Raw genomic sequence first — 19,933 nt, forward strand, 5'->3', positions numbered from 1 at the left:
CAGACGGCGGCAAGCAAACGGGCGGAGCGTCAACTCCGCCCGTTGCTATTTTAGCGGGGTATTTCTGCCGGCTGGTAGCCGCGGCCCAGGCGTACGAAGAGCATCGCGGTAGCGGCCAGGCCGCATAGCGCGGCGCACATCAGCCACCAGCCCGGCGAGCTTTTATCGCCCGTTATCTCGACCAGCGCGGTGGAAATGGCCGGCGTCAGGCCGCCGAAGATCGCGGTGGCGAGGCTAAAGGCCAGTGAAAAACCCACGGTGCGGACGTAGACCGGCATCACTTCCGTCAGGGCGGCCACCATCGCGCCGTTATACATACCAAAGAAGAACGAGAACCAGAGCAGGACCAGCGTCATGCGGGTGAAATCCGGCGCGGCGGTGAGCCAGTGCATGACCGGCCAGGTAGTGAGCAGCGCCAGCAGGGTTATGCCCATCAGCACCGGCCGACGGCCTATTCTGTCAGAAATTGCGCCACCAATCGGTAACCAGATAAAGTTAGAGATGCCGACCAGCATGGTCACCAGCAGACTGTCGCGGGCGCTCAGATGCAGAACGGCTCTACCGTAGGTCGGCGTATAGACGGTAATAAAATAAAAGGTGGTGGTAGTCATCGCCACCAGCAAGGTCCCCGCCGTGATGATGCGCCAGTTTTTGGCAATCGTGCTCAGGATCTCCCGCGTGTCAGGGCGATGCTTGCGCTGCAGAAAGGCTTCGGTTTCCTGCAACGAACGCCGCAGCACAAAAATCAGCGGAATAATCATACAGCCAATAAAGAAGGGAATACGCCAGCCCCATTCGGCAATCTCATCGTGGCCGAGCGTTTCATTCAGCGCGTAGCCAATCAGCGCCGCGACGACGATAGCCACCTGCTGGCTGGCGGATTGCCAGCTGGTATAGAACCCTTTTTTCCCCGGCGTGGCGATTTCCGACAGATAGACCGATACGCCGCCGAGCTCGACGCCCGCCGAGAATCCCTGCAGCAGGCGACCCACTAATACCAGAACGGGGGCGAGAATGCCGATGGTTTGATAGCCGGGAACCAGCGCTATCAGCAGCGTCCCGCAGCCCATAATCGCCAGCGTCACCATCAGCCCTTTACGCCGTCCGATCCTGTCAATATAGGCCCCCAGCACTATCGCGCCGATGGGGCGCATCAGAAAGCCCGAACCAAACACGGCGAAGGTCAGCATTAACGCCGCAAACTCGCTCTCCGCCGGAAAGAACGTTCTGGCGATATAGGTGGCGTAAAAGCCAAACAGAAAAAAGTCGAATTGTTCGAGAAAATTACCGCTGGTCACGCGGAGAATGGCGCCAAAGGTACCGGCGCGCGATGAGGGTTGCGTCATAGGGGTTGCTCTCCATTGTCTTTATCTTGTTTTTATAGAGGTAAGATGAGCGGACTAGTCGCCTGCGACTGCCGCCTGTTTTCCGCGCCGTTTCTCAATCGCCCACTTGAGTAACGCCGCACAGCGATAAAATCCGTGGGCGAATTTTCCGTATGGCAGGGTCAAAAACAGCGCCATGACCACGCCGAGGTGAATGGCAAGCAGAATGCCCATCCACGAGGTGTCTCGTCCCGCCAGCAGGGCGAGGCCGGTGAAGCTGGTCAGCAGCAGCAGCAGAATAAAGCCGCGATCCATGGGTTTTTGCCGCGGGTCGCCGTGCAGCGGCGAGCGGCGCAGGTTCAGCCATAGCAAACCCGCCGGGCCCACTAGCAGGCCGATGCCGCCGAGCGTGCCCAGCACAACCGGTACGCTGAAGAACGGGTAGGGGGCCTCCCAGCCGGCGATATAGTGATAACCCGTGGCTACCACTGTGGCGGCGAAACAGAGCAGAAACCCGTAGAAGGTAAAGTGATGGAAACGGCGGCGCAGCAGGGTAAACGCGTCATCGGCCTCGTTGCAGCCCTTACCGTGCCCGCCGTCGAGATACTTCAGCGTGAGCGCATTATGCGAGGCTTTAGCGATGTCGATGGCCTGAGGCTGACCCGGCGAGATCTCGCGCCAGAAGCGGATCACCCCGGCCATCAGTAACCCCATGGCCAGTATGAAGACCGTGCCAAACATCCACGCCAGCAGGTTATGGGGAAAAATCTGGTAGAAATCGCCGGCCAGCGGTGGATGAAGCAGGGAGCCTTTGAGCCCCATCGCCAGCAGCAGAAAGAGGATCAGCCCGCCGACCAGCGCCAGTACCGTGGTTACGCCGGCCCGACGATACAGGCTGCCGAAAGCCGCGGGCTGAGCATAGTGTTGATAGGTCTCCAGGCGCACTTCCGCCATCGCCTTCGGGACATTAATGGCAAACTCGTGCGGAGGCGCGTACTGGCAGGCATGCAGGCAGGCGCCGCAGTTATGGCACAGGTTGGCCAGGTAGTTTATATCCGCTTTGCCAAAAGCCAGGCGCTGGGTCATGGCCGGAAACACGGCGCAAAACCCTTCGCAATAGCGACAGGCATTACAGACCTGCATCACCCGTTCAACTTCCGCTTCCGACTCGGTGATGATTTGCGCGTCAATGATCAGCTTTTCAAGCGATTTCATGGTGTGTCTCCTGCTGTGACGCGCGGGCGGCCTGCTGGCCGGCAATGCGGCCGAACGTCGTACCGATGGACATGCCCACGCCGGCGGTATACCCCTTGCCCAGCACGTTGCCGGCCATCATTTCGCCGGCGACGAACAGGTTGCGGCTCGGCTTGTCCGCAAAATGGACGGCGGCGCGTTCATTAACGTACAGCCCAAGGTAGGTAAAGGTGATCCCCGGCCGTAGGGCATAGCCGTAGTAGGGCGGGGTATCGATGGGCCGCGCCCAGTGGGTTTTCGGCGGCGTCAGGCCGGATGTCGCGCAGTTATCAAGCCGGGTATGATCGAACTGGCCCGGCGTACAGGCGGCATTGTAGCGGGCGATGGTTTGCGCCAGGCGTTCCGCGTCCAGCCCCAGCTGGCGAGCCAGCTCTTCAATGGTATTGGCCTGGGCGCCGGGGAAAACGGGCGGCATAAAGTGGCCGATCGCTTTGCTGTCGATGATCGAGTAGCCGATTTGCCCCGGCTGGTGGGCGACCAGCCTGCCCCAGATGGCATAGCGTTTGGGCCAGAAATCTTCCCCTTCATCATAAAAGCGCCCGGCGTTGCGGTTGACGACCACCCCCAGCGATACGCAGTCCACGCGCGTGCAGATGCCGCCATCGTAGAGCGGCGCCCGGGCGTCAATGGCGACGCAGTGGGATTGCGAAGGATCGCCGATGATGTCAGCCCCGGCGTCAATCATAAACTTGAGCAGCACGCCCTGATTGAAACGAGTGCCGCGAATGAGAAAATTATCGGCTGGCCATTCACCGCGCTCGTTCTGTCCCCATGCTTCACGCAGCCACTCGCGGTTAGATTCAAATCCGCCGGCGGCGAGGACGCAGGTTTTGGCGACGATCCTCTCTTCGCCCGCCAGCGCGGCGACGAATTCGCCGTTATCTAATTCGAGCGCCTGTACCGGCGTGTTGTAGCGGATCTTTACGCCCATCTGCTCCGCGCTACGGTAATAGGCATTTATAAGAGCTTTGCCGCCGCCCATAAAAAAGGCGTTGGTGCGGGCCACGTGCAGGGCTCCGGAGAGCGGCGGCTGAAAGTTAACCCCGTGCTGGCGCATCCAGTCCCGGCACTGCGATGAGGTGCGGATCACCAGGCGCGCCAGCGCTTCGTTGGTGTTGCCCTCGGTGACGCGCAGCAGGTCCTGCCAGTACTCTTCTTCCGGATAGCTGTCGACCAAAACATCCTGCGGAGCATCGTGCATACAGCGAAGATTCCGCGTGTGCTGAGAGTTGCCGCCTCGCCATTCCCGCGGCGCGGCCTCCAGCAGCAGCACGGACGCGCCAGTTTCCCGGGCGGTTAAGGCGGCGCATAGCGCGGCATTGCCGCCGCCAATGACCAGTACATCCACCATTTATGGCTCCATTACGCTTTGCTTGATTGTTAAATTTGTAATGGAAATGTATGCGTTACGGTTGGCTGGACGCTATGGCGTATTGCTAAAGGGGGGTTTAGTTTGCGTAAAGGCTGGCGCCGGGCCAGCGACCTGACTCAACCAGCTGACGCATGACTTTCGCCAGTATTACGCGGGCCGCAAGGCCTGCCGGAGTCAGTTCATCATCGGAAAGGCTGACGAGAAAATTAGGTCGACTAAGTATCGGATTGTCGACGCCGATCACTCTCAGGGACTCGCTGTCGAGATGGGAAATTGCCGCCCCCGGCTGCAAAGTGGCGCCGAGCCCGTCGCGGACGGCGCGCATCAGCAGGGCCAGGCCGTCGATTTCAGCCACCACATCGACGCTCAGGGCATGCTCCTGGCAGATCGCTTCCAGCCTGCCGCGCAGTCCATGCCCCAGGCTTGGCATAATCAGCGGGATAGCGGCCAGCTGGCCAGGCGAGATACTCGCTTCGGGAAGGGGGGACAGGACGTCATGGGTGCCAATCAGAAACAGACGCTCTTCAAGGATGGGCCTGGCGCTCCAGCGCACAAGCTTCTCCTTCTGGAACACGATAGCTAAGTCAAGCTGGCGGGTGTTGATCATGCGTTCCAGGTTACCGGAGAGGCTCTCGACCAAATGCAGGCGGACGTCGGCATAGTTTTCGCGCATCGCGTGAATAAAAGGCACCCCGAGAACGGAGGCGGTGCTGGGGGCCATACCGACGCTGACGTGGCCGGAAAGGCGCGCCTCGCGCGCGGCGAGAACCGCATCATCGGCGTGACGCAGCGCGAGCTGCGCCTGGGAGTAGAAGGCGAGGCCGGCGCTGGTCGGCATGACGCCGCGAGACGTCCGCTGCAGCAGACGGATGGCGAGTTCGTTCTCCAGGCGCGCCATCTGTTGGCTAAGCGCGGAGACGCCGATATCCAGGTCAAGCGCGGCGCGGCCCATACTGCCGGTTTCAATAATGCGCACAAAATAGCGTAGCTGGCGAAGCTCCATGTCGACTCTCCGTACACGTCAGGATGCACTGACAGTAAACGTATTGCAGCGCGAGAGAAAGAGGCGGCAGATTCCGGGCAAAAAAAAGCCAACCTTCAGGCTGGCTTTTGGCGGTACACGATGCGGTGATTATTTCTCTGCCGCGTCGTGGGCATGTTCATCTTCGCGGCAGTCGCCTTCTGCGCAGTGGCCGTACAGGTACAGGCTGTGGTTAGTCAGGCGAATACCGTGCCTTGCGGCAATTTCACGCTGGCGCGCTTCAATGGAATCATCGCTAAATTCGATCACTTTGCCGCAGTCGAGGCAAATCAGGTGATCGTGATGATGCTGCTGCGTCAGTTCAAAAACGGATTTACCGCCTTCGAAATTATGACGGGTGACGATGCCGGCGTCGTCGAACTGGTTCAGTACGCGGTAGACGGTGGCCAGGCCAATCTCTTCACCCATATCAATCAGGCGTTTGTATAAGTCTTCCGCACTGACATGATGGTTATCCGGTCCTTGCAGCACTTCCAGGATTTTTAATCTCGGAAGCGTCACTTTCAGGCCAGCTTTCTTTAATGCGGTATTGTTGTCAGTCATGCGGAATCTGTCCTGTTGCTAAACGATCTACTTCCTTCAGCGGAAGTAATACAGAGAATCACCCGATGTAATGCGTCTCATTATAGAACTGCCATGGTGAAATGAAAACTGCAAGCATCGGGCCTTGTATGCTGTCAAAAACGAGGCACTCGCTACAAAGTGCTTCACGCGACCCCGTTAAATCAGAGGACATTGTACAGATATGTGATTAAAAGTTAAAAACTTGTAGCTATAACTTTGATTGCTTTTATCTATTAATTCGGCGAAACCTGATGATTACGCCGTTCAGACTCAGGCATTCTTGATTTCTTCGAGGTGCAGCTCTTCAGAAATCTGTTTTACCCATTTTTCCACGCGTTCGTTAGTCAGCTCAGGCTGACGGTCTTCGTCAATGGCCAGGCCAACAAAGTGATCGTCATCGGCCAGGCCTTTAGAGGCTTCAAAATGGTAGCCGGCGGTCGGCCAATGGCCAACGATAGTTGCGCCGCGCGGTTCGATGATATCGCGAATGGTCCCCAGCGCATCACAGAAGTATTCAGCATAGTCTTCCTGATCGCCACAGCCAAACAGAGCCACCAGTTTGCCATTGAAATCGATCTCTTCCAGCGTCGGGAAGAAATCGTCCCAGTCGCACTGGGCTTCGCCGTAGTACCAGGTGGGAATGCCGAGCAGCAGGATATCGTGAGCTTCCAGATCCTCTTTGCTGCTTTTGGCAATGTCGTGAACATCAGCAACGTCTTTACCAAGCTGCTTTTGGATCATTTTTGCAATATTTTCGGTGTTGCCGGTGTCGCTGCCAAAAAAGATGCCGATGATTGCCATGAGTAAAATAACCTCTTGAAACTTAATGATGTGGTAGTGGCGTAATGCCCGCAGATAGGGGCAATGATAGCAGAACTGAGAAGGGCGCGGAAACAGCAATCACGCCCAACTGCACACTCTGCTACACGAAAGCTTATTTTTTGAGGGTTTTAGGCTTTATCCTGGCCGCGCAGGGCTGCCAGCTGGTTCATCAGCATCTCTTCGATGAGATCGCTGCGGTTCATGTTACGGGCTTCGGCCAGCTCATTAAGCGCATCGACAGCATCGGCATTGAGCTTTAGCTCCACGCGCTTCAGACCGCGACTCTTATCGCGTTTAAGCTGATTGCGTTTGTTGATGCGCAGCTGTTCATCGCGCGAAAGCGGATTCGTTTTCGGTCTACCCGGCCGACGCTCAGTTGCGAACAAATCTAATGTCGTACGGTCCGTTTGTTCTTTTGCCATGATTCAGAGTGACTTCGGGGGAAACAAGCTATCGGGCATAGCCGACGCAGACAGCGCGCCATAATACATCAGGCGACGGGCTGCGCCAACGGCCGCGGGCATTAAGCCGCGCGGTCGAGTATATTTTAGGCAGTTACGCGGCGATAGAGGTCAAATAACGACGGATCGCGCGGATAACGGCCTCCGGTTTTTCTGCATGCACCCAGTGCCCGGCGCCGGCGATAACGTGCGCGCGCGCCTGGGGAAACTGAGCTAATAAAGTCTCGCGGTAGGCATCGGTGACGTAGGGGGAGTTGCCGCCCGGAATAAACAGCGCCGGATGCGGCCAGGGCGGAACGGTTTGCCAGCCGACGATATTATCGTACTGCTCCCACAGCACCGGTACGTTAAACCGCCACTGGCCGTCCACGAAAGATTTTAACAGAAACTGAATCACGCCCTCTTCGTTAAGGTGCTGGCGCATGACCGTCGCCGCCTGCTGACGCGTAGCGGCCCCCGCGTCGGTGACGGCATTGATGGCGGCGAAGATTTCATCATGGCGGCGGACGTGATAATCCACCGGGGCGATATCAATGGCGACCAGGCCCGCGATACGCTCCGGGGCCAGCGCGCTCAGCGCCATCACCGCTTTACCGCCCATTGAGTGACCAATAAAGGTGGCTTTCTCAATCTGTGATTCATTGAGAATATTAAGCAGATCCTGGGCCATCGCGGGATAGGTCATGTCAGGCGAGCGCGGCGAAAGGCCGTGGTTTCGCATGTCGACCTGGATAATATCGCGATCGAGAACCAGATCGCGGGCGAGGATCCCAAGATTATCCAGGCTGCCAAAAAGGCCGTGGACCAGGACGATAGGGGGATTATTGTGCGGATTCTGTGCAGATTGCGCTCGGCTATTTAATTTCATGGCAAAGTTCTTTTTTTCGCTCCGTCGGGTTAGGGTATTATGTTGGACATTCTGCCATCCGGCTGCAAGACCCGGAAGATATCCGAGTTTTACCGCCATCCTGGTTTGACGCTATCCGCGGTTGGGATTTGTCCCTATAATCCCGACAACTTGTATTCAGAAAAAGATATCGCACTGGATTAAGATGAAAACAATTGAAGTTGATGATGAACTCTATAGCTATATTGCCAGCCACACCAAGCATATTGGCGAGAGCGCATCCGACATTTTACGGCGCATGTTGAAGTTTTCCGCCGTTTCCCAGCCTGTCGCACCGGTAGCGAAAGCCGCTCCGGCCCCTGCGCCAACGCCTGTCGTTGAAGTGAAACCCGCCAATCCTCTGAAAGATAAAGTTCGCGCTATGCGTGAGCTGCTGTTATCTGATGAGTACGCCGAACAAAAGCGCGCGGTAAACCGTTTCATGCTGGTTCTGACGACCCTCTACGCCATAGACAGCAAAGCGTTTGCCGAGGCGACCGAGTCCCTGCACGGGCGCACCCGCGTTTATTTCGCTGAGGATGAACGCACGCTGCAGAAAAACGGTAATCAGACGAAACCTAAGCAGGTACCGGGAACGCCGTGGTGGGTCATTACAAATACCAATACCGGTCGCAAATGCAGCATGATCGAACATATCATGCAGTCAATGCAGTTCCCTGCGGAATTGATCGAAAAGGTTTGCGGTACGATCTAGTTAGTTAACTTTGCACCAGAAGGATCAGGCAATGGCAATCGATAAGCGCGCGGGTCAACCTGCGCAACAGAGTGATTTGATTAACGTCGCCCAACTGACTGCCCAGTACTATGTGCTGAAGCCGGAAGTTGGCAACGCGGAACATGCAGTGAAGTTTGGCACCTCCGGTCACCGCGGCAGCGCGGCGCGCCACAACTTCAACGAGCAGCATATTCTGGCGATTGCTCAGGCAATTGCTGAAGATCGCGCGAAGAACGGGATCACCGGCCCATGCTATGTCGGTAAGGACACTCACGCACTCTCCGAACCGGCTTTCATTTCCGTACTGGAAGTGCTGGCGGCGAACGGCGTTGACGTCATCGTTCAGGAAAACAACGGCTTCACCCCGACGCCGGCGATTTCCAATGCGATTCTGGTGCACAACAAGAAGGGCGGCCCGCTGGCTGACGGTATTGTTATCACGCCGTCCCACAACCCGCCGGAAGACGGTGGTATCAAGTACAACCCGCCTAACGGCGGCCCGGCGGATACCAACGTGACTAAGGTGGTAGAGAATCGCGCCAACGAACTGCTGGCTGCCGGTCTGCAGGGGGTGAAGCGTATTTCTCTTGATGCGGCGCTGGCCTCCGGCCACGTCACAGAGCAGGATCTGGTGCAGCCGTTTATTGAAGGGCTGGCGGATATCGTCGATATGGCGGCGATCCAGAAAGCCGGACTGACGCTGGGCGTCGATCCGCTGGGCGGTTCCGGTATCGAATACTGGAAGCGTATCGCTGAGCATTACAATCTCAACCTGACCATCGTTAACGACCACGTCGATCAGACCTTCCGCTTTATGCACCTCGATAAAGACGGCGCAATCCGCATGGACTGCTCCTCCGAGTGCGCGATGGCGGGCCTGCTGGCGCTGCGCGACAAGTTTGACCTGGCCTTCGCCAATGACCCGGATTACGATCGTCACGGTATCGTCACGCCGGCCGGGTTAATGAACCCGAACCACTACCTGGCGGTGGCGATTAACTACCTGTTCCAGCATCGCCCGCAGTGGGGCAAAGATGTGGCTGTCGGTAAAACCCTGGTCTCCTCGGCGATGATTGACCGCGTAGTCAACGATCTGGGGCGCAAACTGGTGGAAGTGCCGGTTGGCTTTAAGTGGTTCGTTGACGGCCTGTTCGACGGCAGCTTCGGCTTCGGCGGCGAAGAGAGCGCGGGGGCGTCGTTCCTGCGCTTTGACGGCACGCCGTGGTCTACCGATAAAGACGGCATCATCATGTGCCTGCTGGCGGCGGAAATCACCGCAGTCACTGGCAAAAACCCGCAGCAGCACTACGACGAGCTGGCAGAGCGCTTCGGTGCGCCAAGCTACAACCGTCTGCAGGCTTCCGCGACGTCTGCCGAGAAAGCGGCGCTGTCTAAGCTCTCTCCGGAAATGGTGAGCGCCAGCACCCTGGCAGGCGATCCGATTACCGCGCGTCTGACCGCGGCGCCGGGCAACGGGGCGGCGATTGGCGGTCTGAAGGTGATGACCGACAACGGCTGGTTCGCCGCGCGTCCGTCAGGTACCGAAGATGCCTATAAAATCTACTGCGAAAGCTTCCTCGGCGCTGAACATCGTCAGCAGATTGAGAAAGAAGCGGTAGAGATTGTCAGCGAAGTGTTGAAAAACGCCTAATTGACCGCACGATAAACAGGCCCTTTTCAGGGCCTGTTTTTTTTCGCAGGGATAGCGATGAATCTGGAACGAAAAAACGTTTTTTGGTTTTGGGGTGGGATGGATCTCTTTTATCTCTTGCAGTTTATTGGCTGGAACATCTACCACCGGCGAGTACCGCTTTACGACGATATCCTCTCATTTTTACCGCTGCTGCAAACCTGGGGCTCCGCGGCCGCCTGGCTGTTTACCCTTCATTTTATTCTGACTATCAGCATTCCCGCGTCGATGGTTCTCTTCTGGCGCCAGAGCCGCTATGCGCCGTGGCTGGCCTATGCGCAGACGCCGCTGCGTCTGGCCTTTATGCTCCCGTCGCTTTCGCTGGTGGCCTGGCTGGCGCAGGCGGTGGCGTTGAAAAGCGCGGCCTTCTTTATTGCTCTGCTGCTGGTCTCAGAGGCGGCAAAAGTCGTGACATTATGGCGATGCTGCAAGGTTTAACGTTATGTGTTATCCAGACGGCACAGGCCTGGCGGGTATTACGCTGACTGAATCGGGCATAAACGGGTATTATTGCTTTGACCGGGTTTGCCCGTTTTAGCGAATATACGGCTAAAGCAAACGAACAATCACGGCTAATTCTGCGATTTTAATCACAAATTTATTCCATCCAAAATGAAAGTTGCCTGATATATATGATCAACTTCAAACTAAAAAAAGCTAAAAACTTGTTTTGATTTTGTATGATTTATGTCACTTACTGATATGGACGATTTTGTTATATTTATGTCATTAAATCCTGAATGCTTTCTTGAGAACGTCTATGTTACAAGTTAAACGTCATTCATTAATTGTGGAATATGTCGTAGAAAAAGGATGCGCCAGAGTTAATGAGCTCTCACAGATATTCGGTGTATCTCCAGAAACCATTCGCCGGGATTTAACCGCGCTGGCGAGAAATAAAAAAATAGTTCGTAGCTTTGGCGGTGCAATGATTTCTGAAAATAATGCATCATTTTTAGCTGCCGATACGCCGACAAATCACGGGAACTTTGTCGATAAAGCCGAGGCCTTTATTAAGCGCACCAAAGAGCAGCCGGAACGTAAGATGCGTATTGCTAAAGGCGCGCTGCAGTTTATTCATGAGCATGAGTGCATTATCATGGATAATAGCAGCTCCTGCTGGTTTTTAGCGCGCCAGCTGCCTGACATCGAGCTGACCGTGATTACCAATTCTTTGAATATTATTCAAACCTTAGCCTGTCGTAAGAAAATAAGAATAGTCAGCGTTGGGGGTGAATATTCTGAGCGCCACGGTGATTTTCACGGTCCGGTCGCCGAGTTCATTATCAACAACTTTAAGGTCAATAAGCTGTTTTTTTCTTGCCAGGGTCTCGACGCCGGGCTGGAAATAAAAGACAGCAATGAAGTCAACGTCCGGCTGAAGCAGGAGATGCTGAAAGTTGCCGATCAAAAAATCCTGATGGTCGATAGCAGTAAGTTTGAACGTTATTCACTCTATAAAATATGCGATCTGGCGGATATTGATGTGTTGATCACTAACGAATTACCAGCTGATACTTATCGCCAGCACCAGGTACATATTGTCGAGACTAAATAGCCGCTCTGCCAGATATTCTACCGGCATTATTATTGAATAGCCCTTGTGCCCGATGGAGGGGTATTGCGCCAGCAATACCATCCCTCTTCATTATTTATCCGAAAAAGAGGTTTACGATGGAACAATTACCTGAAGATATGAAAGCGGTTGTCTGCCATGGTCCCCAGGATTATCGCTTTGAGAAAATTCCCCGCCCGGTCGCCAAAGAAAAGGAAGTGGTCATTAAGGTTGACGGGTGTGGAATCTGCGCCGGCGACTGCAAGGCCCAGGACGGCGCGCCGATGTTCTGGGGCGATAATCCGTGGGTGAAAACGCCGGTGGTGCCCGGCCATGAGTTTTACGGTCGGGTTGCCGAATTAGGCCCGGGCTCCGCTGAAAAATATCAATTAAAAATTGGCGATCGCATCCTGGCTGAACAGATTGTCCCCTGCCATGAGTGCCGTTTCTGTAAAACCGGCAAATACTGGATGTGCGAAACCCATGATATTTACGGTTTCCAGAAGGATGTCGCCGATGGCGGTATGGCTGAATATATGCGTTTTTCCGAACGGGCAATTATTCACAAAATTCCTGAATCATTAAGTGAAGAAGATGCCGCGCTGATCGAACCTATGGCCTGCGCAATCCACACGGTACGCCGCGGTGATATCGAACTGGATGATGTGGTTGTTATCGCCGGCGCCGGGCCGCTGGGGCTGTGTATGGTGCAGGTCGCTCATCTGAAAACGCCGAAGAAACTGGTGGTCATCGACACGATGGACGACCGCCTGGCGCTGGCGAAAGCGTTTGGCGCCGACGTGGTCATCAATGCGGCGCAAGAGGACGCCATCGCTATCGTAAAATCCATGACCGATGGCTACGGCTGCGATGTGTATATCGAAGCGACGGGCGCCCCTATCGGCGTGACCCAGGGTCTGGAGATGATTCGTAAGCTGGGACGCTTCGTTGAGTTCAGCGTGTTTGGTAAAGAAACGACCGCCGACTGGTCGATTATTGGCGACCGTAAAGAGCTGGATATCCGCGGCGCGCATCTGGGGCCTTACAGCTATGAAATCGCCATCGATCTCTTTGCGCGCGGTCTGCTGACCGCCAAAGGCGTGGTGACGCATTTCTATTCTATTGATGAGTGGAAAGCCGCTTTTGAGATGGCTAAATCGCTCGATTCGATTAAGGTCGTCATTAAGCCATAAATTTTTTAACTAGTTAAGTTCGCCATTTTTAATTATTACGCAAATGACCGCTGATGGCTGTTCATTAAATACTGGATTTCAATCATGGGGATAACTGAGATCAATATCAGTGGCTTCTGGCTATCTGCCAGCGGCGTATTTATTGCTCAGTATATCAGGCAGCATCCGTACCATGAAAACGCTGATAAATAAATTTTATTTCTCAGCGCATTACTCAATAAGGAGATAGTGAATGCCTGTAAAATTTAAGACTAAAGCAATACTCTCAGGACTTCTTGCGATGAGCATGGTTGCCTGCGTTAATGCCAAACCTTTGACTATCGGTATGTCGTTCCAGGAATTGAATAACGAATATTTCGTCACCATGAAAGAGTCGCTTGAGCAGTCGGCAAAAGATATTAACGCCACCGTCTATACCGCGGATGCGGCGCATGATGTCTCCAAGCAGATTAGCGACGTTGAGGATATGCTGCAAAAGAAAATAGATATTTTGCTGATTAACCCGGCTGATAGCGTCGGTGCGGAAACCGCCGTGCTGGCCGCTAAAAAAGCCGGCGTGGTGGTGGTGGCGATAGATGCTCAGGCTAATGGCCCGATAGATTCTTTTGTCGGCTCAAAAAACTATGATGCGGGCTTTATTGCCGGGGAACACTTAGCCAAAGCGCTGGGTGATAAAGGCAACGTAGCGATTCTCGACGGGATTCCGGTGGTACCTATTCTGGAGCGCGTGCGCGGCTTTGAAGATGCGATGAAAAAGCATCCCAATATTAAAGTGATTACCAAACTGAATGGTAAACAAGAGCGCGATACCTCCATGAGCGTGACGGAAAATATGCTGCAGTCCAACCCGACGCTCAACGGTATTTTTAGCGTGAATGATGTTGGCTCACTCGGCGCTCTGGCGGCGATTCAGGCATCAGGGCGCGATGTGAAGCTGGTGAGCGTTGATGGTTCTCCGGAAGCGGTCGCTGAAATTGCTAAAGGTAATACGCCGTTTATTGCCACCGCCGCTCAGTTCCCGCGCGATCAGCTGCGTATTGGTTTAGGTATTGCCCTGGCCAAACATTGGGGGGCGAATATTCCTAAAGAGATCCCTGTAGATGTGAAGCTTATCGATAAAACCAACGCCAAAGATTTCCACTGGTAATCGCATTATTACGCCACAGCGGCTCTCGCTTATTCAGGTGAGCCGTGCCGGATTCTTCTTAAAGTATGGCTCGCTATTTTATCGAGCCATTATGGAGCGATGTTTATGCCCAGCTTACTGGAAGTCAAAAACGTCAGTAAAAGCTTCCCCGGGGTCAAGGCGCTGGATAATGTCAATATCACCCTTGGCCGAGGGGAGGTGCATGCTTTATTAGGTGAAAACGGCGCGGGTAAATCGACGTTAATGAAAATCCTGTGCGGAATATATCAACCTGACGCCGGTAATATTTTTATTGACGGTAAGCAGCAGCATTTTCATAACTATCGTGACGCGATTGCCTGCGGCGTAGGGATTATCTTTCAGGAGTTTTCTCTTATTCCCTATCTGAACGCTTATGAGAATATTTTCCTTAATCGCGAAAAGGTAAATCGTTTTGGCCTGCTAGATCGTAAAGCGATGCGCCGCGAGGCGTTACGCATTTTTAAAGATCTTGGCGTGACCCTCGATCCCGATGAGCAAATTTGCCATCTCAGCGTCGCCGAACAGCAGTTCGTGGAAATTGCCAAAGCGCTGTCGCTGGATGCGCGAATTCTCATTCTGGATGAGCCCACCGCGACCTTAACCCCGAGCGAGGCGGAGCATCTTTTCCGCGTGATGCGCGATTTAAAGGCCAAAGGCGTCGGGATGTTCTTTATCTCACACCACCTTGAGGAGATATATGAGATCTGCGACAGCCTGAGCATTCTCCGCGACGGCAAATATATCGGGTCGGCAAAGGTCGACAATATCGACATCGCCGAGATGATCCAGATGATGGTCGGCCGTGAGGTGGAGAATATCTATCCCGAGCGGCGGACGCTGGCGCATGATGAGATACTGCTGGAGGCCGAAATTCAGCTTACCGAGAATAGCCAGCTCAATCGGCTGACGCTGCGCAAAGGGGAGATCCTGGGCCTCGCCGGGCTGGTGGGATCGGGGCGTTCCGAAGCGATCCTGGCCCTGACCGGCGCGGATAAATGCTTCAAAAAGCGCGTCCGCCTGGCCGGAAAAGAGGTGACGATAAAATCCACCGACCGGGCTCTGCGTCTGGGCATTGGTCTGTTGCCGGAAAGCCGCAAAACGCAGGGGCTGGTGCTGCCTTTTTCGGTCAAAGATAATATCTGGCTTAACAAGCACGCCTGCCAGTTCTCGCTTATCCGCGATAACGAAGAGCGCCTGACCGCCGAGCGTTTAATTAATCACGTTGGCGTGAAAACGCCGGATGCCGGGACCGCGGTGGGCACGTTGAGCGGCGGTAACCAGCAGAAAGTCGTTATTTCCCGTTGGTTAAATCATGATGTCAATATTCTTATTTTTGACGAACCGACTCGCGGTATTGATGTCGGAGCGAAATCAGAAATCTATCAGATTATGCGCGACCTCACCGCCCAGGGTATTTCAATAATTATGATTTCATCTGAGCTACCAGAGGTGATTGGCGTTAGCGACCGGGTAATGGTTTTTCGCGACGGTAATATCGTTGCCGAACTCGAGAACGACCAAATCAATTCCACTGTGATTATGCTGCACGCTGCCGGTAATATTATTTAGGGAGTATTAAATGAGTAATGAAAACGTGTCATTAGCGCCCGCCGCATCTCCTGATAAAAATAAAAAGATGCTCCATGGTTTATTAAAAATGCCCGCGTTCCTGCCGTTTGTTGGTCTGGTACTCCTGTTCTCCTGTATGGCTATTTTTAATGACTACTTTTTAACGGTCGATAACTTATCGACCGTCGCTCGTCAGGTCTCGATTAATGCCATCATTGCCATCGGGATGACCTTTGCCATTCTGACCGGCGGAATCGACCTCTCCGTCGGCGCGGTCATGGCCCTGGCCGGTACCCTGATGGCGGGATTAATGAAGTACTATGGTTTAGATCCGTGGTTAGCCATTCTTATCGGTCTGTGCTCCGGCGTCGCCTTTGGCGCGCTGAACGGCTTTTTAACCGCCTACGGTAAAATGCCGCCGATTATCGTGACCCTCGGGGCAATGATTATTGCGAAGGGGCTGGCGCTGATCTATACCGGCGGCTACCCCATCTCCGGCTTACCGGATTCATTCGCTTTTTGGGGCCGTGAATATCTGTTCGGTATTCAGGTGCCTATTATTCTGATGGTGGTTTTATATCTCATCTTTTATATCGTCCTGAATCATATGCCGTTTGGTCGCTATGTTTATTCCCTCGGCGGTAATGAAGAAGCGGCGCGCCTGAGCGGCCTGCGGGTGAAATATTATAAATTGCTGGTTTACGTGATCAGCGGTTTTACCGCCAGTTTTGCCGGTCTTATTTTCACCTCGCGGGTGATGAGCGGCCAGCCGAATGCCGGCGTCGGATTTGAACTGGATGCCATTGCCGCCGTGGTGCTCGGCGGGGCATCCATTGCCGGCGGCCGCGGAATGATTATCGGCACCCTGATTGGCGCCATGATGCTCGGCGTACTGAATAATGGTTTAAACCTTCTGGGGATCTCTCCTTACGTTCAGTACGTGGTGAAAGGGCTTATTATTTGGGGCGCCACCTTTATTAGCTCAGCCAGACGTTAACTTATTTTAAATATGAGGCGAAGGGATATGAATTTTATCGGAGTTGATATCGGTGGTACGGTCACCAAAGCCGGTATATATAATGAGTTAGGGCAAGAGATTCACGTGGCGTCGCAATATGCGCAGGTATTATCCGAACAGCCGGGCTTTACCGAGCGGAACATGCATGAGCTATGGGATACCGTTTGCAGCGTGATAAAAAAAGCGCTGTATGAAAGCCAGGTGCCGCCGTTAAGCATCGGCGGGATCGGTTTCTCCTCGCACGGCAAAGGGCTCTACGCGATTGACAAAAAAGGCGAGCCGGTGCGCAACGGGATTATCTCATCCGATACCCGGGCGCTGGCGTTTGTCAAAAAATGGTATCGCGAAGGTATAGACAAGCTGGCATACCCAAAAGGATTGCAGCAGCTGTGGACCGGACATCCGGTGTCGCTACTGGCGTGGCTGAAAGCGCATGAACCGGCCAATTACGACAGGATCGACGCCGTTTTAATGGTGCACGACTACGTACGTTTCCGCCTGACCGGCGAGGCGACGGCGGAGATCACTAATATTTCCGGCAGCAATTTTTATAACCAGTTTACCTCCCGCTATGACCGCGACATGATGGCGCTGTTTGGCATTGAGGAAGTGGCGGATAAAACCGCGCCGGTGGTGAACTCGACGGACTGCGTGGGCCACATTACCCTGCAGGCCTCGCTGGATTGCGGTTTGTGCCCGGGGACGCCGGTTTTCGGCGGCTTTTTCGACGTGGTGGCCTCCGCCGTCTCCTCGGGGATTGACCGGGCGGATACCCTGAGCGCGGTGGCCGGCACCTGGAGTATCGCCACCTCGGTGACGGATAGCATTATTGCCAGCGACTTTCCCTACATCTGGGGGAAATACTGCATTCCGGGTAAATACTTCGTTCACGAGGGCAGCCCCACTTCGGCGAGCAATCTCTCCTGGTTTGTGAAGCAGTTTTTCCCTGACGATGACCGCTGCTACGACCATTTCGAAAGCTGGATTGCGCAAGATACCGACAGCAACCTCATTTTTTTACCCTATTTGTTCGGTTCCAATCTGGCGATGGATCTGCCCGGCGCGCTGGTGGGCCTCGCGGGGCATCATACGAAAAAGGATATTATTGCGGCCATCTATCGCGGCATCGTTTTTTCTCACCTGGTGCATCAGGACCGCATTATTGAACTCAATCGGGATATTCAAAAAATTCGCTTTACCGGCGGACCGAGCCAGTCGAGAGGCTGGACGCAGATGTACGCCGATGCGGCCAATCTTCCGCTGGAAGTGGTGGATATCGAACAGGCCGGCTGTCGAGCCGCCGCGCTGTGCGCCGCGGCCGGCAGCGGCGCCTACGCTAACTTCAGCGAAGCGATTGCCGCCACGCAGCCCGAGGTGGTCTGCTATCAACCCGACAGCAATCGGCATCAGCAGCTGCGTGAAGGCTACGCCCGTTACTTAGCGGTCGCGCAAAGCCTCTCCAGGGCGACGGGAGCGGCGCAATGAAACCCAGACTTGGCATCTACGAAAAAGCGCTCCCCGCGGCGCTGGACTGGCCGAAACGCTTTGAAATGGCGGCGGGCCTGGCGTTTGATTTTATTGAAATCTCCGTTGACGAAAGCCCCGAGCGCCAGGCCAGGCTGCGCTGGAACCGGGGGCAGCGGCTGGCGTTCGTGGCCGACAAAATTAACAGCGGCATTGATGTGCCGAGCATGTGCCTCTCCGCGCACCGCAGCCATCCCTTTGGTAGCGTCAATCGCGATACCCGGCTCAAGGCGCGGGAACTGATGCTTGATGCGCTGGATTTTGCCAGCCACGTCGGCATTCGCAACATCCAGCTGGCAGGCTATGACGTCTATTACGAATCCTCTTCGGCGCAGACCCGGGAATACTTTATCGAGGGCATCAACTGGGCGGTGGCCGAAGCGGCGAAAGCGCAGGTGATGCTGTCGATGGAGATTATGGATACCGCCTTTATGAGCAATATCTCCCGCTGGCTGGATCTCGAACGGAAGGTTTGCAGCCCGTGGTTTTGCGTCTACCCGGACGTTGGCAACTTAAGCGCCTGGCAAAACGACGTTCCTGAAGAGTTGAGGAAGGGCATTCATAAAATCACCGCCATTCATTTGAAGGATACCCAGCCCGTTTCGCACGCTTCGCTGGGGCAGTTCCGCGATGTGCCATTCGGGACCGGCTGCGTCGATTTTACCGAGATATTTCGTACGCTCTCGGCGCTGAACTATCGCGGCGCCTGGCTGATTGAGATGTGGGCCAAAAATGACGGGCTGGACAGCGAGAGAATCGCCGACGCTAAAGCGTGGCTAACGGATAAATACCAGCAGGCGTTTCGCCCGCCTCAGTATGAAGGCATTGTGAATTCAGGAGTGAAGTATGTTGGATAACCTCAAGCAGGCGGTTCTTGACGCCAATCTGGCGCTGCCGAAATTTCATCTTGTGACCTTTACCTGGGGCAACGTCAGCGGCATCGATCGCGACGCCGGACTGGTGGTGATCAAACCCTCCGGCGTGGAATACGCCGTGATGACGGCCGAGGATATGGTGGTGGTGGAGCTGGCGACCGGCAGGGTGGTGGAGGGGCGCTATAAGCCCTCGTCGGATACGCCGACCCATCTGGAGCTGTATAAGGCGTTTAGCGGCGTGGGCGGAATTGTGCACACCCATTCGCGCCACGCGACGATTTGGGCGCAGTCGGGCAGGCCGCTGCTGGCGATGGGCACCACCCACGCCGACTATTTTTATGGGCCGATCCCCTGTACCCGCCCGCTCAGCGATGATGAAATCCGCGGTGATTATGAAACCAATACCGGTCACGTGATTATTGAAACGCTGGGCGCGCAGCATACCGATCCGCTCAGCGTACCCGCCGCGCTGGTCCACGGCCACGGCCCGTTTGCATGGGGAAAAGATCCGGCGAACGCAGTGCATAATGCGGTGGTGCTGGAGGAGATTGCCTATATGAATATGTGGACCCGTCAGCTGAGCATTGACGAACAGCCGGTCTCTGCGACGCTGCTGGATAAACACTATTTGCGTAAACACGGGGCAGGGGCCTACTACGGACAATAATCGCCTGCCTTCCCCGGATTGCGGCGTAAACGCCTTATCCGGGCTACCGGCCCGCAGCCGACGGTGAACCCGTAGCCCGGTCAGCGCAGCGCCACCGGGATGAAACAGCGTTGATTTATGAGGCCTGGCACATTTCCCGGAGGCGGCGCTTGACGCGCCTGTCCGGGCTACCGCCTGGCAGACGATGGCGGACCCGTAGCCCGGCTAAGCGA

Annotated in this window: 19 protein-coding genes; 11 read left to right on the top strand and 8 right to left on the bottom strand. The window is 54.9% G+C overall.

Going from position 1 to position 19,933, the window contains the following annotated elements:
- Positions 1-50: 50 nt before the first annotated feature.
- From BJF97_RS08740 to ybfF, 8 genes are all read right to left on the bottom strand, one after another.
- Positions 51-1,346, bottom strand: coding sequence for an MFS transporter (locus BJF97_RS08740; RefSeq protein WP_032694321.1), 1,296 nt, complete (start codon positions 1,344-1,346; stop codon positions 51-53).
- Between the two features lie 54 nt (positions 1,347-1,400).
- Positions 1,401-2,540 carry a tricarballylate utilization 4Fe-4S protein TcuB gene (tcuB, locus tag BJF97_RS08745; protein WP_014837817.1) on the bottom strand — a complete coding sequence of 380 codons (1,140 nt, stop codon included), beginning with the start codon at positions 2,538-2,540 and terminating at the stop codon, positions 1,401-1,403.
- Positions 2,527-3,930: an FAD-dependent tricarballylate dehydrogenase TcuA gene (gene tcuA, locus BJF97_RS08750; protein WP_032694320.1), complete on the bottom strand. Its 1,404-nt coding sequence runs from the start codon at positions 3,928-3,930 to the stop codon at positions 2,527-2,529. Before tcuA ends, tcuB begins: the two co-directional genes overlap by 14 nt.
- Positions 3,931-4,027: 97 nt before the next feature.
- Positions 4,028-4,954: a tricarballylate utilization LysR family transcriptional regulator TcuR gene (tcuR, locus tag BJF97_RS08755; protein WP_032694319.1), complete on the bottom strand. Its 927-nt coding sequence runs from the start codon at positions 4,952-4,954 to the stop codon at positions 4,028-4,030.
- 129 nt (positions 4,955-5,083) lie between these two features.
- Positions 5,084-5,536: a ferric iron uptake transcriptional regulator gene (gene fur, locus BJF97_RS08760; RefSeq protein WP_004130476.1), complete on the bottom strand. Its 453-nt coding sequence runs from the start codon at positions 5,534-5,536 to the stop codon at positions 5,084-5,086.
- Between the two features lie 291 nt (positions 5,537-5,827).
- On the bottom strand, positions 5,828-6,358 hold the full coding sequence (gene fldA / locus BJF97_RS08765; protein WP_004100234.1) for a flavodoxin FldA: 531 nt from the start codon (positions 6,356-6,358) through the stop codon (positions 5,828-5,830).
- Between the two features lie 149 nt (positions 6,359-6,507).
- A complete protein-coding gene (ybfE, locus tag BJF97_RS08770; protein ID WP_004848855.1) occupies positions 6,508-6,801 on the bottom strand; it encodes a LexA regulated protein in 294 nt (97 codons plus the stop codon).
- Positions 6,802-6,934: 133 nt separating this feature from the next.
- On the bottom strand, positions 6,935-7,708 hold the full coding sequence (gene ybfF, locus BJF97_RS08775) for an esterase (protein ID WP_032694316.1): 774 nt from the start codon (positions 7,706-7,708) through the stop codon (positions 6,935-6,937).
- 184 nt (positions 7,709-7,892) lie between these two features.
- Here ybfF and seqA point away from each other — a divergent pair, with 184 nt between their 5' ends.
- The 11 genes from seqA to araD all read left to right on the top strand — a co-directional run bounded on the left by seqA (position 7,893) and on the right by araD (position 19,721).
- Positions 7,893-8,441 carry a replication initiation negative regulator SeqA gene (gene seqA, locus BJF97_RS08780; RefSeq protein ID WP_014837822.1) on the top strand — a complete coding sequence of 183 codons (549 nt, stop codon included), beginning with the start codon at positions 7,893-7,895 and terminating at the stop codon, positions 8,439-8,441.
- A 31-nt stretch (positions 8,442-8,472) separates the two neighbouring features.
- Positions 8,473-10,113 (top strand): phosphoglucomutase (alpha-D-glucose-1,6-bisphosphate-dependent), encoded by a 1,641-nt coding sequence (pgm, locus tag BJF97_RS08785; protein WP_032694314.1) that lies wholly within the window; start codon positions 8,473-8,475, stop codon positions 10,111-10,113.
- A gap of 57 nt (positions 10,114-10,170) precedes the next feature.
- The gene (locus tag BJF97_RS08790) at positions 10,171-10,590 is read left to right on the top strand and encodes a hypothetical protein (protein WP_014228423.1); all 420 of its coding nucleotides are present in this window, start codon (positions 10,171-10,173) and stop codon (positions 10,588-10,590) included.
- Positions 10,591-10,912: 322 nt separating this feature from the next.
- Positions 10,913-11,710 (top strand): DeoR/GlpR family DNA-binding transcription regulator, encoded by a 798-nt coding sequence (locus BJF97_RS08795; protein WP_004848865.1) that lies wholly within the window; start codon positions 10,913-10,915, stop codon positions 11,708-11,710.
- Between the two features lie 116 nt (positions 11,711-11,826).
- Entirely contained in the window at positions 11,827-12,900 is a 1,074-nt protein-coding gene (locus BJF97_RS08800; RefSeq protein WP_004848867.1) for an erythritol/L-threitol dehydrogenase, read from the top strand.
- Positions 12,901-13,180: 280 nt separating this feature from the next.
- The gene (locus tag BJF97_RS08805) at positions 13,181-14,047 is read left to right on the top strand and encodes an ABC transporter substrate-binding protein (RefSeq protein WP_014228426.1); all 867 of its coding nucleotides are present in this window, start codon (positions 13,181-13,183) and stop codon (positions 14,045-14,047) included.
- A gap of 105 nt (positions 14,048-14,152) precedes the next feature.
- Positions 14,153-15,637 carry a sugar ABC transporter ATP-binding protein gene (locus BJF97_RS08810; protein WP_032694353.1) on the top strand — a complete coding sequence of 495 codons (1,485 nt, stop codon included), beginning with the start codon at positions 14,153-14,155 and terminating at the stop codon, positions 15,635-15,637.
- A 67-nt stretch (positions 15,638-15,704) separates the two neighbouring features.
- Positions 15,705-16,634: an ABC transporter permease gene (locus BJF97_RS08815; RefSeq protein ID WP_046878552.1), complete on the top strand. Its 930-nt coding sequence runs from the start codon at positions 15,705-15,707 to the stop codon at positions 16,632-16,634.
- Between the two features lie 27 nt (positions 16,635-16,661).
- Positions 16,662-18,140: an FGGY-family carbohydrate kinase gene (locus tag BJF97_RS08820; protein WP_004848873.1), complete on the top strand. Its 1,479-nt coding sequence runs from the start codon at positions 16,662-16,664 to the stop codon at positions 18,138-18,140.
- On the top strand, positions 18,137-19,036 hold the full coding sequence (locus BJF97_RS08825) for an L-ribulose-5-phosphate 3-epimerase (RefSeq protein WP_032694312.1): 900 nt from the start codon (positions 18,137-18,139) through the stop codon (positions 19,034-19,036). The genes BJF97_RS08820 and BJF97_RS08825 overlap by 4 nt, the downstream gene beginning before the upstream one ends.
- Complete coding sequence (araD, locus tag BJF97_RS08830; RefSeq protein WP_014228429.1) at positions 19,026-19,721, top strand: L-ribulose-5-phosphate 4-epimerase; 696 nt, start codon at positions 19,026-19,028, stop codon at positions 19,719-19,721. Before BJF97_RS08825 ends, araD begins: the two co-directional genes overlap by 11 nt.
- Positions 19,722-19,933: the final 212 nt, after the last annotated feature.

It is taken from the genome of Klebsiella sp. LTGPAF-6F (assembly GCF_001753185.1).
Lineage (GTDB): Bacteria > Pseudomonadota > Gammaproteobacteria > Enterobacterales > Enterobacteriaceae > Klebsiella > Klebsiella michiganensis.

What these genes read in the sequence shown, in the direction of transcription:
- seqA (WP_014837822.1), top strand. Translation starts at nt 7,893, where the DNA reads ATGAAAACAATTGAAGTTGATGATGAACTCTATAGCTATATTGCCAGC.
- tcuR (WP_032694319.1), bottom strand. Translation starts at nt 4,954, where the DNA reads ATGGAGCTTCGCCAGCTACGCTATTTTGTGCGCATTATTGAAACCGGC.
- tcuA (WP_032694320.1), bottom strand. Translation starts at nt 3,930, where the DNA reads ATGGTGGATGTACTGGTCATTGGCGGCGGCAATGCCGCGCTATGCGCC.
- BJF97_RS08815 (WP_046878552.1), top strand. Translation starts at nt 15,705, where the DNA reads ATGCTCCATGGTTTATTAAAAATGCCCGCGTTCCTGCCGTTTGTTGGT.
- BJF97_RS08790 (WP_014228423.1), top strand. Translation starts at nt 10,171, where the DNA reads ATGAATCTGGAACGAAAAAACGTTTTTTGGTTTTGGGGTGGGATGGAT.
- BJF97_RS08810 (WP_032694353.1), top strand. Translation starts at nt 14,153, where the DNA reads ATGCCCAGCTTACTGGAAGTCAAAAACGTCAGTAAAAGCTTCCCCGGG.
- BJF97_RS08805 (WP_014228426.1), top strand. Translation starts at nt 13,181, where the DNA reads ATGAGCATGGTTGCCTGCGTTAATGCCAAACCTTTGACTATCGGTATG.
- araD (WP_014228429.1), top strand. Translation starts at nt 19,026, where the DNA reads ATGTTGGATAACCTCAAGCAGGCGGTTCTTGACGCCAATCTGGCGCTG.
- ybfF (WP_032694316.1), bottom strand. Translation starts at nt 7,708, where the DNA reads ATGAAATTAAATAGCCGAGCGCAATCTGCACAGAATCCGCACAATAAT.
- BJF97_RS08820 (WP_004848873.1), top strand. Translation starts at nt 16,662, where the DNA reads ATGAATTTTATCGGAGTTGATATCGGTGGTACGGTCACCAAAGCCGGT.
- pgm (WP_032694314.1), top strand. Translation starts at nt 8,473, where the DNA reads ATGGCAATCGATAAGCGCGCGGGTCAACCTGCGCAACAGAGTGATTTG.
- ybfE (WP_004848855.1), bottom strand. Translation starts at nt 6,801, where the DNA reads ATGGCAAAAGAACAAACGGACCGTACGACATTAGATTTGTTCGCAACT.
- BJF97_RS08825 (WP_032694312.1), top strand. Translation starts at nt 18,137, where the DNA reads ATGAAACCCAGACTTGGCATCTACGAAAAAGCGCTCCCCGCGGCGCTG.
- tcuB (WP_014837817.1), bottom strand. Translation starts at nt 2,540, where the DNA reads ATGAAATCGCTTGAAAAGCTGATCATTGACGCGCAAATCATCACCGAG.
- BJF97_RS08800 (WP_004848867.1), top strand. Translation starts at nt 11,827, where the DNA reads ATGGAACAATTACCTGAAGATATGAAAGCGGTTGTCTGCCATGGTCCC.
- BJF97_RS08795 (WP_004848865.1), top strand. Translation starts at nt 10,913, where the DNA reads ATGTTACAAGTTAAACGTCATTCATTAATTGTGGAATATGTCGTAGAA.
- BJF97_RS08740 (WP_032694321.1), bottom strand. Translation starts at nt 1,346, where the DNA reads ATGACGCAACCCTCATCGCGCGCCGGTACCTTTGGCGCCATTCTCCGC.
- fur (WP_004130476.1), bottom strand. Translation starts at nt 5,536, where the DNA reads ATGACTGACAACAATACCGCATTAAAGAAAGCTGGCCTGAAAGTGACG.
- fldA (WP_004100234.1), bottom strand. Translation starts at nt 6,358, where the DNA reads ATGGCAATCATCGGCATCTTTTTTGGCAGCGACACCGGCAACACCGAA.